Origin of the sequence: Devosia sp. (assembly GCF_040509215.1) — a bacterium.
Taxonomy (GTDB): Bacteria; Pseudomonadota; Alphaproteobacteria; order Rhizobiales; family Devosiaceae; genus Devosia.
The window spans coordinates 1-13,688 of sequence record NZ_JBEVLL010000288.1 but is presented as its reverse complement, the minus strand read 5'-3'; the positions used below and the strand labels follow the sequence as shown (position 1 = coordinate 13,688).

General features: G+C 62.9%; 12 protein-coding genes and 1 pseudogene. 12 read left to right on the top strand and 1 reads right to left on the bottom strand.

From position 1 onward, the window contains the following. The 12 genes and pseudogenes from ABW043_RS16165 to pepT all read left to right on the top strand — a co-directional run. A pseudogene (locus ABW043_RS16165) lies at positions 1-308 on the top strand (ABC transporter substrate-binding protein); the annotation flags it as partial. A gap of 134 nt (positions 309-442) precedes the next feature. Further along, positions 443-1,207, top strand: coding sequence for an ABC transporter ATP-binding protein (locus ABW043_RS16160; RefSeq protein WP_084587548.1), 765 nt, complete (start codon positions 443-445; stop codon positions 1,205-1,207). After that, the gene (locus tag ABW043_RS16155; protein ID WP_353922226.1) at positions 1,204-2,073 is read left to right on the top strand and encodes an ABC transporter permease; all 870 of its coding nucleotides are present in this window, start codon (positions 1,204-1,206) and stop codon (positions 2,071-2,073) included. Before ABW043_RS16160 ends, ABW043_RS16155 begins: the two co-directional genes overlap by 4 nt. Further along, positions 2,069-3,388 (top strand): cytosine deaminase, encoded by a 1,320-nt coding sequence (locus ABW043_RS16150; protein WP_353922227.1) that lies wholly within the window; start codon positions 2,069-2,071, stop codon positions 3,386-3,388. The genes ABW043_RS16155 and ABW043_RS16150 overlap by 5 nt, the downstream gene beginning before the upstream one ends. After that, positions 3,382-4,785 (top strand): FAD-binding oxidoreductase, encoded by a 1,404-nt coding sequence (locus tag ABW043_RS16145; RefSeq protein WP_502908659.1) that lies wholly within the window; start codon positions 3,382-3,384, stop codon positions 4,783-4,785. The genes ABW043_RS16150 and ABW043_RS16145 overlap by 7 nt, the downstream gene beginning before the upstream one ends. Beyond that, a complete protein-coding gene (locus ABW043_RS16140; protein WP_353922224.1) occupies positions 4,785-5,375 on the top strand; it encodes an NAD(P)H-dependent oxidoreductase in 591 nt (196 codons plus the stop codon). Before ABW043_RS16145 ends, ABW043_RS16140 begins: the two co-directional genes overlap by 1 nt. A gap of 111 nt (positions 5,376-5,486) precedes the next feature. Further along, positions 5,487-6,482, top strand: a complete 996-nt coding sequence (locus ABW043_RS16135; RefSeq protein WP_353922223.1) for a BMP family protein — start codon at positions 5,487-5,489, stop codon at positions 6,480-6,482. A 184-nt stretch (positions 6,483-6,666) separates the two neighbouring features. After that, the gene (locus ABW043_RS16130; RefSeq protein WP_353922222.1) at positions 6,667-8,211 is read left to right on the top strand and encodes an ABC transporter ATP-binding protein; all 1,545 of its coding nucleotides are present in this window, start codon (positions 6,667-6,669) and stop codon (positions 8,209-8,211) included. Beyond that, positions 8,208-9,281 (top strand): ABC transporter permease, encoded by a 1,074-nt coding sequence (locus ABW043_RS16125; protein WP_353922221.1) that lies wholly within the window; start codon positions 8,208-8,210, stop codon positions 9,279-9,281. Before ABW043_RS16130 ends, ABW043_RS16125 begins: the two co-directional genes overlap by 4 nt. Before the next feature lie 2 nt (positions 9,282-9,283). Continuing rightward, the gene (locus ABW043_RS16120) at positions 9,284-10,231 is read left to right on the top strand and encodes an ABC transporter permease (protein WP_353922220.1); all 948 of its coding nucleotides are present in this window, start codon (positions 9,284-9,286) and stop codon (positions 10,229-10,231) included. A 169-nt stretch (positions 10,232-10,400) separates the two neighbouring features. Then, positions 10,401-11,690: an amidohydrolase family protein gene (locus ABW043_RS16115; protein ID WP_353922219.1), complete on the top strand. Its 1,290-nt coding sequence runs from the start codon at positions 10,401-10,403 to the stop codon at positions 11,688-11,690. 26 nt (positions 11,691-11,716) lie between these two features. Continuing rightward, the gene (pepT, locus tag ABW043_RS16110; RefSeq protein ID WP_353922218.1) at positions 11,717-12,949 is read left to right on the top strand and encodes a peptidase T; all 1,233 of its coding nucleotides are present in this window, start codon (positions 11,717-11,719) and stop codon (positions 12,947-12,949) included. On the opposite strand, the gene ABW043_RS16105 is transcribed toward pepT, so the two are convergent. Further along, a partial coding sequence (locus ABW043_RS16105) for a helix-turn-helix transcriptional regulator (protein ID WP_353922217.1) occupies positions 12,946-13,688 on the bottom strand: 743 nt, incomplete at its 5' end. The genes pepT and ABW043_RS16105 overlap by 4 nt on opposite strands.

Here is a 13,688-nt window from a genome sequence, read left to right as displayed (position 1 = left end):
CCACGATCGTGGGCTGGTCGAACTATCTCTATGGCGACAATGCCGCGGCCAATGATCTGATCAAGGCCGACAATCCGGAAATGACCGACGACCAGATCGCCTATGGCATCGAGAAGATGAAGGAATACGGGATCGTCGTTTCCGGCGATGCCGAGACCAAGGGGATCGGCTGCATGACCGATGCCGGCTGGACCGACTTCTACAATTCCATGGTCGAAGTCGGCGTTTTCGAAGCCGGTATCGATGTGAGCCAGGCCTATACGACCGAATATGTCTGCCCGGGCCGCGGCGTCGATCTCTACAAGTAATCTCTCCATCCCCCGGCGCGGGCACGCCGCCCGCGCCGCTCCGACCCTAGATTGGGCGCATAATTTTGACTGACCTAGCAACTTCTTCGCCGGCTTTGGCCGCGCAACCCGCTTCGCCGCGACTGGTCGTTTCCATGCGACACGTCAGCAAGCTCTTTTCCAATGGCACGCTCGCGCTCAAGGACATGTCGCTCGACGTGCAGCGCGGCGAGTTCCTGAGCCTTCTCGGCCCCTCCGGCTGCGGCAAATCCACGGCCCTGCGCATCATTGCCGGCCTCGGCGCGCCCAGCACGGGCCAGATCGATTGGCCATCCTCTAAAATCAATTCCAAGGGCCTGCCCGAGGGTGATGTCGGCTTCGTGTTCCAGGAACCGACGCTGATGCCCTGGCAGACCGTGTGGGGCAATGTCTACCTACCCCTGCGCCTGCGCGGCGTTTCCAAGCGCGACGCCGACCCGGCGATCATGGAAGTGTTGGCTTCCGTCGGCCTTGCCGATTTCACCAAGTCCTATCCGCGCGAACTCTCGGGCGGCATGAAGATGCGCGTCTCGATTGCGCGTGCGCTGGTGACCAAGCCGAAGCTGCTGCTGATGGATGAGCCCTTTGCGGCGCTCGATGAAATCACGCGGCAAAAGCTCAATGACGATGTGCTGCGCCTGTGGCGCGAAACGGGCATCACGGTGATTTTCGTCACCCACTCCGTCTTCGAAAGCGCCTTCCTCAGCAATCGCATCGTCGTCATGCGCGCCCGCCCCGGCCAGGTCTATGCCGACCTGCCGCTCATCACCTCGGGCGTACGCGACGAGAACTATCGCACCTCGGAAGAATATCGCGCCACGACCGACACGGTCTCGCGCGCCCTGCAGGAAGCCATCATGCGTGGAGCCCAGGCGAAATGACCGACACCGCATCCCTACCAAATGCATCAGCGGAAGCCGGTACCGACAGCCAGGTCACCGTGGTCACCAATCGCTCCAGCGTGAGCGAGCGCGTGCTTTCCATTGTCATCCCGATCTTCATGGTTCTCCTCGCGATTGCCGCCTGGCAGGCGCACATCATGATCAACGAAGTGCCGCGCTACATCATGCCGGCGCCGCTCGATGTGGTGAATGCGCTCTGGACCGATTGGGGCACACTGTCCCCCTCGCTGCTGGTGACGCTGCGCATCACCGTCATGGCGCTCGGCCTTGCTTTGCTGGGCGGCGTCGGCCTCGCCATCATCCTGGTGCAAAGCCGCTGGATCGAACTGGCGCTGTTTCCCTTCGCGGTGATCCTGCAGGTGACCCCGATGATCGCCATCGCGCCGCTGCTGATCATCTACATGCCCGATACGCAGTCTGCCCTCTTAACCTGCGCCTTCGTCGTCGCCTTCTTCCCGATCCTCTCCAACATGGTCGCGGGTCTGAAAAGCGTCGACCACAACCTGCTCAACCTCTTCGAGCTTTATGGCGCGAGCCGTTGGCAGACGCTGATCCACCTCAAGCTCCCGTCGTCCCTGCCCTATTTCGCGGCCGGCCTGCGCATTGGTGGCGGCCTCTCGCTGATTGCCGCCGTGGTGGCTGAATTTGCGGCGGGCTCTGCCGGCAAGGGCTCGGGCCTCGCCTTCCGCCTCCTCGAATCCGGCTATCGCCTCAACTATCCGCGTCTCTACGCGGCGCTGGTCCTGCTCATGCTCACCGGCGTCGCCATTTTTGCGCTGACCTCGCTGATTTCCTGGGCGATGCTGCACCGCTGGCACGAAAGTGCCCTCAAGCGGGAGAATTGAGGTGCCGATCACTATTCCTGCCGATGGCCACTATGCCATCACCAATGCCAGCGTGCCGGTTTCGGTGCTTGGCGACGCGGCTTCGGGCGATATGGCCAAGGTCGACATCACGATCGCCGACGGCAAGATCGCGGCAATCGGCGCCCCCGGCTCGGCAACCTTGCCGCAGCAGATCGACCTCCGCGGCGATATCGTCCTGCCGGCCTTCGTCGATCTCCACACCCATCTCGACAAGGGCCATATCTGGCCGCGCAAAGAGAACGCGGATGGGACCTGGCTCGGCGCGCTGATGGCGGTGCTGGGGGATCGCGAAGCCAATTGGGCGGCGAGCGATGTCGAGCGGCGCATGGATTTCTCGCTGCGCTGTGCCTATGCGCATGGCACGGCTGCCATCCGCACCCATCTCGACATGGCCCCTCCGCAGCACGACATCACCTGGGACGTTTTTGAAGCCATGCGCGAGCGCTGGGCCGGGCGGATCGAGCTGCAGGCTGCGGGGCTGATGGGCCCGGACACGATCCTCGACGCCGAAAAGCTGCGGGCGGTCGCGACGCGCACCAAGGCATCCGGCGGCATTCTGGGCGGCTCCACCGCGGTGCATCCCGAGAATCCAACCATCATGCGCAAGCTGGTGGAAATGGCGGGCGAGCTGGGCCTCGACATCGACCTCCACACCGATGAGAGCCCCGACCCAAAGGCCAATGCCTTGGAGTGTCTCGCCGATGCAGTGATTGAGAGTGGATTTACCGGCTCGGTCGTCGCCGGCCATTGCTGCTCGCTTGCCGTACAGGACAGCGAGACCGCCAAGCGCGTCATCGACAAGGTCGCGCGCGCCGGTATCGCCATCGTGTCCCTGCCCATGTGCAACATGTACCTGCAGGATCGCGACAACAAGGACGGCGTCCGCACGCCGCGCTGGCGGGGTGTCACCCTCGTCAATGAACTCAAGGCGGCGGGCGTCAAAGTCGCCATCGCCTCGGACAATACGCGCGACCCCTTCTATGCCTATGGCGATCTCGACGGCTTCGAGGTCTTTCGCGAGGGCGCGCGCATTCTCCACTTTGACCATCCGCAGACCGAGGCGTTTGCCTGGTCGCGCGTGGTCACTGCCGACCCGGCTGCGATTGCCGGGTTTGGCTACACAGGTGAGCTGGCCGTCGGGGCGCCGGCCGATCTCGTCCTTTTCAAGGGCCGCACCTGGACTGAACTGATGTCACGCCCGCAGGCCGACCGGATCGTGATCCGCGCCGGAAAGGCGATCGACACCACCCTCCCCGATTACCGTGAACTCGACGACTTGATGGGCCAATCATGAGCATTGCCGCTTTCCGCGCCGAACTGGGCGACATTCCGCAAGAAGACAATCCGCGCATCGTGCAGCAGCGCAGCCGTGACCATTATTGGTATTCGCCCGTGCTCAAGGCCAAGCTCGATCACGTCACCGCCGAAGTCGTCGTCTCCCCGCGCTCCAACGACGAAGTGAAAACCGTCCTCCGCGCCGCCTACAAGCACGGCGTAGCGATCACCCCTCGTGGCGCCGGCACGGGCAATTACGGTCAGGCCATGCCGCTTTCGGGCGGCGCCATGCTCAACCTCATGAACATGGACAAGGTGCTCGAGATCAAGAAAGACCGCGTGCGGGCCCAGGCCGGCGCGGTGCTCGAAAAGCTCGACCATGAAACCAAGGAAGCCGTGGGCGGCGAGCTGCGCTTTCACCCGTCCACCTATCGCATGGCCTCGCTCGGCGGCTTCATCGCCGGTGGTTCTGGCGGCGTCGGGTCGATCCGCTGGGGCGGCTTGCGCGCGCTGGGTTCGATCCTCGGGCTCAAAATCATCACCTGCGAAGCCGAGCCGCGCGAGCTCGATCTCGTCGGCGAAGACATCCTCAAGGTCGCGCATGCCTACGGCACCAATGGCATCATCGTCGAAGCCGAAATGCCGCTGACCGAAGCGCATGAATGGATCGACGTCATGGTCGGCTTCGATGATTTTATCGAGGCGGCAGCCTTTTCCGAAAAACTGGCTCGGCAGGACGGCATCCTCCTCAAGGAGCTTTCCCCCTGCGCCGCGCCGATCCCGCAAGCCTATTTCAACCGCCACAAGCCCTATATCAAGGACGGCCAATCGGTCGTGCTGATCATGGTGGCACCGGTCTCGGTGGAAGCGCTGGCGCTGTTCGTGTCGCACCACAAGGGCGAGATGCTCTATCGCTCGGACAAGGCGAGCGAAGAGGAATTGAAGCGCCTGCCACCTGTCTACGAGCTCGCCTGGAACCACACGACCTTGCGCGCGCTCAAGATCGATCCGACCATCACCTATCTCCAGACGCGTTATCCGACGCTGGAGCACGTGAAAAAGATCGTCGACATACTGGGCGACGAACTGCCCATGCATATCGAGATGACGCGGCAGGACGGCCTCGTGACTTATGCAGGCCTCCCCATGGTGCGTTACACCACCGAGGACCGCCTCGAAGAGATCATCCGCATCCACGAGGAGAACGGCTGCGACGTCTTCAATCCGCATCGTTTCACCCTCGAAGAAGGCGGGATGAAACGCACGGACCAGAAGCAACTCGCCTTCAAGAAGGAAGCTGACCCTAAGGGCATCCTTAACCCCGGCAAGATGATCGCCTGGGAAAATCCGGATTATGATTTTTCCTCGGGCAAAGCCTGGCTCTTCGACGGTCTCAACCCGGTGCACGCGGCCTGATGCGCGTTCATGTCATTCACGCCCATCCCGTCGAGACGAGTTTTAACCGGACGCTGTTTCGAACGGCCATCGAAGGATTGCAGAGTGCCGGGCACGAGGTCGATCCTCTCAACCTCTACGAGGAAGGCTTTTCACCCGTCCTGACGCGCGAAGAGCGGCTCAACTATCATGACGTCCCCGGCAATGTGACGCCGGCCATAAAGCCCTATGTCGATCGGCTGCAGGCAGCCGACGCGCTGGTCGTGGTGCACCCCGTCTGGAACTATGGCTATCCGGCGATCCTCAAGGGCTATTTCGACCGCATCTTCGTGCCGGGAGTCTCCTTCAACATGGAAGGCGGCGGGGATCGCGGAAAGCTCGTGCCCTGCCTCACCAACATCAAGAAGGTCGCTTTCGTAACGACCTATGGCGGCAATCGCTGGCGCACCTGGGTCATGGGCGATCCGCCGCGGCGCATTGCGATGCGCTGGGGCTGGGTCACCTTCAAGACGCGGCCGAAATACCTGGCGCTCTACGACATGAACAATGTCTCGCCCGGCCAGCTCAATGGCTTCCTGGGCAATGTGCGGACCACTCTCAGCCAGTTCTGAAATGTGACAGTTCGGTGCACAACGGAATGGCTGTGCTTGCCAAGACCCGGGTTCTTGCTCAGAGAATGAGCAAGGGATTGCCCGGATGAAGTTTTCGACACGAGGGACAAAATGAGCAAATTTTCTACGCTTGGACGACGCAGCTTCGTAGGCGTGCTCGCTGCGGGTATGGCTTTGGCCATGAGCGGCGTGAGCATTGCGCAGGACCTGACCAAGGTTGCCGCAATCTGGACCGTGCCGGTCGAGCAGCAGTGGGCGAGCCGCCTGCACAATGCACTGGTGGCCGCCAAGGATCGCGGCGAGATCGACTACGTCTATTCCGAAAACATCTCCAACACCGATTATGAGCGCGTGATGCGCGAATATGCCGAGCAGGGCGTGCAGCTCATCGTCGGCGAGGCTTTCGGTGTCGAGCAGCCGGCCCGCGCCGTGGCTTCGGAATATCCTGAGATCTCGTTCCTCATGGGTTCGTCGCTGCCGCCGGTGGAGCCGAACTTTGCCACCTTCGACAATTTCATCCATGAGCCGAGCTACCTCACGGGTATCGTTGCCGGCCTCAAGACCGAGAGCAACAAGATCGGCATGGTGGGTGGCTACGCCATCCCCGAAGTGAACCGGCTGATGAACGCCTTCAAGGCAGGCGCGCTGTCGGTCAACCCCGATGTCACCTTCTCGGTGAGCTTCATCAACTCCTGGTACGATCCGCCGAAGGCCAAGGAAGCCGCCTTCGCCATGGTCGATGCCGGCGCCGACATTCTCTATGCCGAACGCTTCGGCGTCTCCGACGCCGCCAAGGAACGCGGCATTCTCGCCATCGGCAATGTCATCGACACCTCGGCCGATTATCCCGGCACCATCCTCGCCAGCGCCCTCTGGCACGGTGAGCCGATGATCGACAAGGCCATCGCCGACGTAAAGGCCGGCAGCTTCACCGCGTCCGACTACGGCATCTACGCCTTCATGGAATATGGCGGTTCGAGCGCTGTCTATGACGAAGCCCTGGCCGGCGCCGATGCGGTTGCTGCTGCCAAGGCCAAGGAAGCCGAGATCATCGCCAAGACTTTTACGGTCGAGATCGACGACACCGAACCGACTTCGACACCGTAATTGTGAAGGAGTCGCCGGCTTGTGACTGCGGCTCCACCCCACCCTCATTCCCTCCCCATCAAGGGGAGGGATGCGCAGTCTGATGGCCCCGGCTCTTTCGTCTCCCTCCCCCTTGTGGGGAGGGACCAAGGGTGGGGGGGGCAATCCATCCGCGAGACGCCGACACCTGCCCGGAGCACCACCCATGACCGACGCCCCAGTGCTCCTCTCCCTCAGAAATATCACCAAGCGTTTCGGCGCGCTGACCGCCAATGACGCCATTTCCCTCGACCTGCATCGGGGCGAAATCCTCGCCCTTCTCGGCGAGAATGGCGCAGGCAAAACGACGCTGATGAATATCCTCTTCGGGCACTATGTGCAGGACGAAGGGGACGTCCGCGTTCTCTCCGACGATGGCGCATTGGCCACCCTGCCCCCCGGCTCGCCCGGCGCCGCGCTGAAAGCTGGCATCGGCATGGTGCATCAGCATTTTACCCTGGCCGAAAACCTCTCCGGCCTCGCCAATATCCGCCTCGGCACCGAACCGCTGCTCTCGTTCGGGCGCGAGAGCGCCGCACGAGCAAAAGTCAAAAAAATCATCACCGAGAGCGGCCTCGACGTCGATCTCGACCGCCGCGTTGCCGACCTGACCGTGGGCGAAAAGCAGCGCATCGAGATTTTGAAGGCGCTCTATCGCGACGCAAAGGTGCTCATTCTCGACGAGCCCACCGCCGTGCTGACCCCGCAGGAAGCTGAGGGGCTTTTCGTGGTCCTGCGCCGGCTCGCCACCAACGGGCTGGGCGTCATTTTCATCTCCCATAAGCTCGGCGAAGTGCTCGCCGTCTCCCACCGCATTCTTGTGCTGCGCGCTGGCAAGAAAGCCGGCGAACTGGTGACCGCCCAAGCCGATCGCCGCGCCATTGCTGATCTCATGGTCGGCAAGGCCGTTGCCGAAGTGGTTCGCATCCCCGCCCTGCCGGGCGAAACCCTGATGGAATTCGATGATGTCTCGCTACACGCGGCCGGCCGACAGGCGCTGAGCGGCGTGAACCTGAAACTACGCGCCGGCGAAATCGTCGGCCTCGCTGGCGTTTCCGGCAATGGGCAGTCCGGCATCGCAGCACTGATTTCTGGCCTCGCCGTCCCAAGCAGCGGGACGCTGCGGCTCTATGGTGAAGCCGTCACCAAAGCCAGCCCGCGCGATCTCGTGACGTCAGGCGTTGCCCGCATGCCGGAAGACCGCCAGCATGATGGCGTTGTCGGCACGATGAGCGTCGCCGACAATATCGCCATCGAAGAAGTGCGCAGTCCCGCATTCTCCAAAATGGGCCTCCTCGATCGCAAAGCCATGCGCGAACGCGCGACCTCTGCAATTTCCGGCTATGACGTCCGCTGCCCCGGCCCCGATGCCGAGGCGAGGCTGCTCTCGGGCGGCAATGTGCAAAAGCTCATTCTCGCCCGCGTGCTCGAGCGCGAACCGCGTGTCATCCTCGCCAATCAGCCGACCCGCGGCCTCGATGTTGGCGCGCAGGCCGAAGTCCACCGCCGCATCCTCGCCGCCCGCGACCGCGGCGCCGCCGTGCTGGTGATCTCCGAAGACCTCGACGAGCTCTTCGCCCTCGCCGACCGCTTTGTCGTGGTTCACGCTGGCGAATTGAGTGATGCGGGTTCCAGCGAGAGCCTCGACCGCGGCACGATTGGCCTGATGATGGCCGGCCAGGCGCGCCCGCCAGTAGGAATTGCGTCATGAGCCTTCGTCTGGAACCGCGGGATCACGCCTCCGTCGGCCTCAAACTCACCGTCTCGCTGGCCGCCGGCGTCATCGCCCTGCTGCTCGTCGCCATTCCCGTTGTTGCTGCCGGCGGCACGCCATTGGAAGCCTATTGGCTCATGCTGCAAGGCGCCTTCGGCTCTATGTTTGCGCTGAGCGAAACGCTCAACCGCGCCACCCCGCTGATCCTGACTGGTCTCGCCGCCGCTGTCGCCTTCCGCGCAAAGCTCTGGAATATCGGCGCCGAGGGCCAGCTCTATATCGGCGCCCTCGCCGCCGTCTGCGTCGGCAGCGGCCTCCTGCAATTGCCGCCAGCGCTGATGATCCCGACCGTGATGATTGCCGGTTTCCTCGCCGGCGGGTTGATGATGGTCATCCCCACGATCATCAAGCAGCGTTTTGGCGCCGACGAGGTGGTCATCACCCTGCTGCTCAATTTCGTGGTCATCCTCTTCATTCAGATGCTGGTTGAAGGCGTGCTGAAAGACCCGCTCTCGATGGGCTGGCCGCAATCGGTGCCGCTTATTGTCGAAGCAAAACTGCCAAAGCTCCTGCCGCGCCTCCGCATGCATTGGGGCCTCATCACCGGCCTCGTCGCCGCGCTGATCCTCTGGCTCATGGTCCGCAAGACCGTCCTCGGCTTTGAAATCCGCGCTGTCGGCGAGAACAAGGCCGCCGCCCGCTTCGCCGGCATTCCGGTCGACGCGACAATGCTGAAGGTCGCCCTGATCTCCGGCGGCCTCGCTGGACTTGCCGGCGTCGGCGAAGTTGCCGGCGTAAAAGGCTATCTCTCCGCCGACCTATCGCCAGGCTTTGGCTATTCCGGCATTGTCGTTGCCATGCTCGCCGGCCTCTCGCCGGTCGGCACAGTCATCGCCGCCGTCTTTGTCGCGGCCGTCTTCGTGGGCGCAGACTCGATGAGCCGTGCCACCGGGATTTCGAGCTATATCGCCGATCTCGTCGTGGCGCTGTCGCTGCTCTGCGTGCTGGTCGGCAGCTTCTTCCTGCGGTTCCGCGTCAAATTCGAACGCCGGCAAGTGGAGGCCTGATCATGGACGTCCTCTTCGACATTCTGGGCTCCGCCAATTTCTGGGCCGCCGCCATCCGCATCGCCACGCCGCTGATCTTCGGTGTCCTCGGCGCCCTTATCTGCGAACGCGCCGGCGTGCTCAATCTCGGCATCGAAGGCATTTTCGTCGCCGGTGCCATGGCCGGCTGGCTGGCCGTCTATCTCGGCGCGGGCCTCTGGGGCGGCGTCCTCGTCGCGGCACTGGCGGGCGCGCTCTTCGGCCTCCTCCACGCGTTCCTCACCGTCATTCTCGGCCTCTCCCAGCACGTCTCTGGCATCGGCATAACGCTCCTTGCGACCAGCGTGAGCTATTTCACCTATCGCACCGCCCTGCCGGACGTCACCTCGCCGCCGCGCATCGCCGCCTTCCAGCCGCTCAATATTCCCGGCCTCTCCGACCTGCCCTTCATCGGCCCCGCCCTCTTCCAGCAGACGCCGCTCACTTTCCTCGCGCTGGTGTTCGTCGTGCTCGTCGCGCTGGTGCTCTATCGCACCCCGCTTGGCCTCGCCATTCGCGCCGTGGGCGACAATCCGGCCTCGGTCGAGGCGCAGGGCCTGTCTGTCGTCGGCCTGCGCGTTGGCGCCGTCGTTGTCGGCTCGGCGCTGATGGCGCTGGGCGGCGCCTTCCTCACCATGTCGGCCTTCGACGCCTTCTTCTTCGGCATGGTCAATGGCCGCGGCTGGATCTGCATTGCGCTGGTGGTTTTCGCCTCCTGGCAGCCGGGTAAAGCCTTGCTCGGCGCGCTGCTCTTCGGCGCCTTCGATGCCTTCCAGATCCGCCTCCAGGCACAGATCGGCCAGGTCGTGCCCGGCCAGGTCTTCCTCATGCTGCCATATCTGCTATCCATCGTGGCACTGATCCTGGTAGCGCGTCGCGCGGACTACCCCCGCGCGCTGTTGCAGCCCTGGACCAAGGGGCAGCGGCACTAGTTTCCGGGCTGGCACGACCTATCAATCGTCGTCACTATCGGGCTTGTCCCGGTAGTCCATGCCGCGGCGAGATGGATTGCCGGGACGAGCCCGGCAATGACGACGGAGGGAAGAAGACGGTGGTAATCCGCCATCTGCCCCACCACCTTTCGAAACGAGAGACCAAAGAATGTTCGAGCTGAAAATCACCAATGCCACCCTGCCCGACGGCCGCAAAGGTCTCGATATCGGCATCAAGGACGGCAAAATCGCTGCCATTGAAGCCAATCTCGGCGGCGAGGCGGGCGAGGTGATTGATGCCGACGGGCAACTCGTTTCCCCGCCCTTCGTCGATTGCCATTTTCATATGGACGCCACCCTCTCCCTCGGCCAGCCGCGTTTCAACGAAAGCGGTCGCTTGTTGGAAGGCATCCAGATCTGGGGCGAGTTGAAGCCGCTCCTCACCCATGAAGCCGTCATCGAACGGGCCCTGAACTATTGCGACCTCGCCGTCGCCCAGGGCCTCCTCGCCATCCGCACCCATGTCGATATTTGCGACACCCGCCTTCTCGGCGTCGAAGCCCTGCTCGAGGTGAAGAAGCGCGTCGCGCCCTATATCGACCTGCAGCTCGTCGCCTTCCCGCAGGATGGCTACTACCGCTCTCCTGGCGCCATCGACCTTCTCAACCGCGCCCTCGACATGGGCGTCGACGTCGTCGGCGGCATTCCGCATTTCGAGCGGACCATGGCTGACGGCGCGGCGAGCGTGAAAGCGCTCTGCGAAATCGCCGAGAAGCGCGGCCTCCTCGTCGATCTCCACTGCGACGAAACCGACGATCCGCTGAGCCGCCATATCGAGACGCTGACCTACGAAACCCAGCGCCTCGGCCTCAATGGCCGCGTCAATGGCTCGCACCTGACCTCCATGCATTCCATGGACAATTACTATGTCTCAAAGCTGCTGCCGCTGATGGCCGAGGCCGATGTTTCGGCCACCGCCAATCCCAATATCAATATCGGCATCCAGGGCCGCCACGACACCTATCCCAAGCGCCGCGGCATGACCCGCATCCCCGAAATGCTGACCTACGGAATCACCTGCGCCTTCGGCCAGGATTGCATGATGGACCCCTGGTATTCCCTCGGCCAGGCCGACATGCTCGAGGTCGCCTCCATGGGCCTCCACGTCGCGCAGATGACCAGCCGCGACGCCATGCGCCAGTGCTTTGATGCCGTCACCACCGGCCCCGCCAAGATCATGCATCTCGAGGGCTACGGCGTCGAAGTCGGCAACAAGGCCGACATGGTACTGCTGCAGGCGACGGATTCAATCGAAGCCATCCGCCTCAAGGCGACCCGCCTCGCAGTCATCAAGCACGGCCGCGTCATCGCCCGCACCGCCCCGCGGCAGACAGCGCTCGCCCTGCCCAATCGCCCGACGCGCCTCGATCCGGCCCGCGTCGGCCCAAGCGCCAACTGACTAATCTTATTGAGACGAGCCTTTTCATGACCGATACCGTTCTCGACCGCTTCCTGCGCTATGTGCAGATCGACACCCAATCGGACCCCGCTTCGCCCACCCAGCCTTCGACGGAAAAGCAGAAGACGCTCAGCCGCCTGCTGGTCAGCGAACTGCAGGCGATCGGCTTTGCCGACGCCGAAATGGACAGCAATGGCTATGTCTACGCCACTGTGCCCGCCAATACCGACAAGGACGTGCCGGTCATCTGCTTCTGCTCGCATGTCGATACGGCGCCCGATTTCAGCGGCACGGGCGTAAAGCCGCAGATCATCAAGAATTATGCCGGCGGCGACATCACCCTCGTCGGAGACAAGAGCCGCGTCATCCGCGTGGCCGAGCATCCCGAGTTGAATAACCAGATCGGCAATGATCTCATCACCACCGACGGCACGACCCTGCTCGGCGCCGATGACAAGGCCGGCGTCGCCGAAATCGTCACGGCGGCGGAAATCCTCCTCAAGGACAAATCCATCCCGCATGGCGCGATCAAGCTGCTGTTCACGCCGGACGAAGAGATCGGCCGCGGCGTCGACAAGGTCGACCTGAAGAAACTTGGCGCGCGCTTTGCCTATACGATGGATGGCGAAACCGCAGGGACTATCGAGGACGAGACCTTCTCCGCCGATGGGCTCGAAATCTCCATCACCGGCGTCGCCATGCATCCCGGCTTTGCCAAGGGCCGCATGGAAAATGCCATCAAGATCGCAGGCGAGATCATCGCCCGCCTGCCCCATGACGTCTCTCCCGAGGGCACCGAAGGCCGCGAGGGTTTTGTGCATCCCGTCGGCTTGACCGGCTCGATGGAAAAGGCAACGATTTCGATGATCGTGCGCGATTTCACCGTCGCTGGCCTCCATGAAAAAGAAGCCATGGTGGACGAGATCGCCAAGGCGGTGATGGCGAACTACCCGGGCTCAAGCTATCGCATCGCGGTCAAAGAACAGTACCGCAACATGAAGGAGGTTCTGGACAAGAACCCCGAGATCGTCGAGTTCGCCGTCGAAGCTATCCGCCGTGCCGGCATGGAGCCAGTGCGCGGCTCCATTCGCGGCGGCACAGACGGCTCGCGCCTCTCCTTCATGGGCCTGCCCACCGCCAATATCTTTGCTGGCGGCCACGCGTTCCATTCGCCGCTCGAATGGATCAGCCGGCAGGACATGGACAAGGCTGTTGCCACGATCGTGGAACTGGCGCGCCTCTGGGAAGAGCGCGCCTAAGCAGCGTGCGGTTCTCTCCGCGTCTCCTGCGGAGAAAAGCCAAACCGCCGTTTGTAGCAAGTCGCAAAATACTGGCTTGAGGAAAAGCCGCATTCCAGCGCGATCTCGGTCACGCTGGCATCGGCCTTTTCACTCAACCACTTCTTCGCCGCCTCAAGCCGCACCATCTGCAGATAGCGCACTGGCGTCATATTGGTGAGCGCCTGGCAATGCTGGGAAAACTGGGTGCGCGACAGGCTGCATTCGGCGGCCATGTTTTCGAGCGTCCAGTTTTCGTCAAGCGCATGCGGCAGGCGATTGAGAAAAATCTGCACGGTGCGCTTGGAGCTGGCGAGATCTTCGTCGAGCACCGGCGCCTGGCTTTCGAGCTGCTTCATGAATTGCAGCAGCATCATCGAGATCAGCAGGCGCAGGCGCGTCTCGTCGCCCGCAACGTCATGCCCGGCAACGATCTCGGCAATATCGTGGAAACTCCGCATCACGTCGCGGCTTGCCGTCAGCACATGCTGCTCATTGCGTGAGAGCAGCCGCGTAAGCCGCTCGGTATCGCGTTCCGGCCAGGCCATCCAGTCGGGCCAGAGCCAATCCTCATGCGGCCGGCGCACACCGACATCGAACAGCACCCAGATGATCTGGCTGGCCGACACAAAGGGATCACCGAACTGGTGCAATTGCCAGGGCCGCACGACGAACATCTGGCCCTCGGTCAGCTCGTGCCGCTGCCCATCGACCTTGAGCA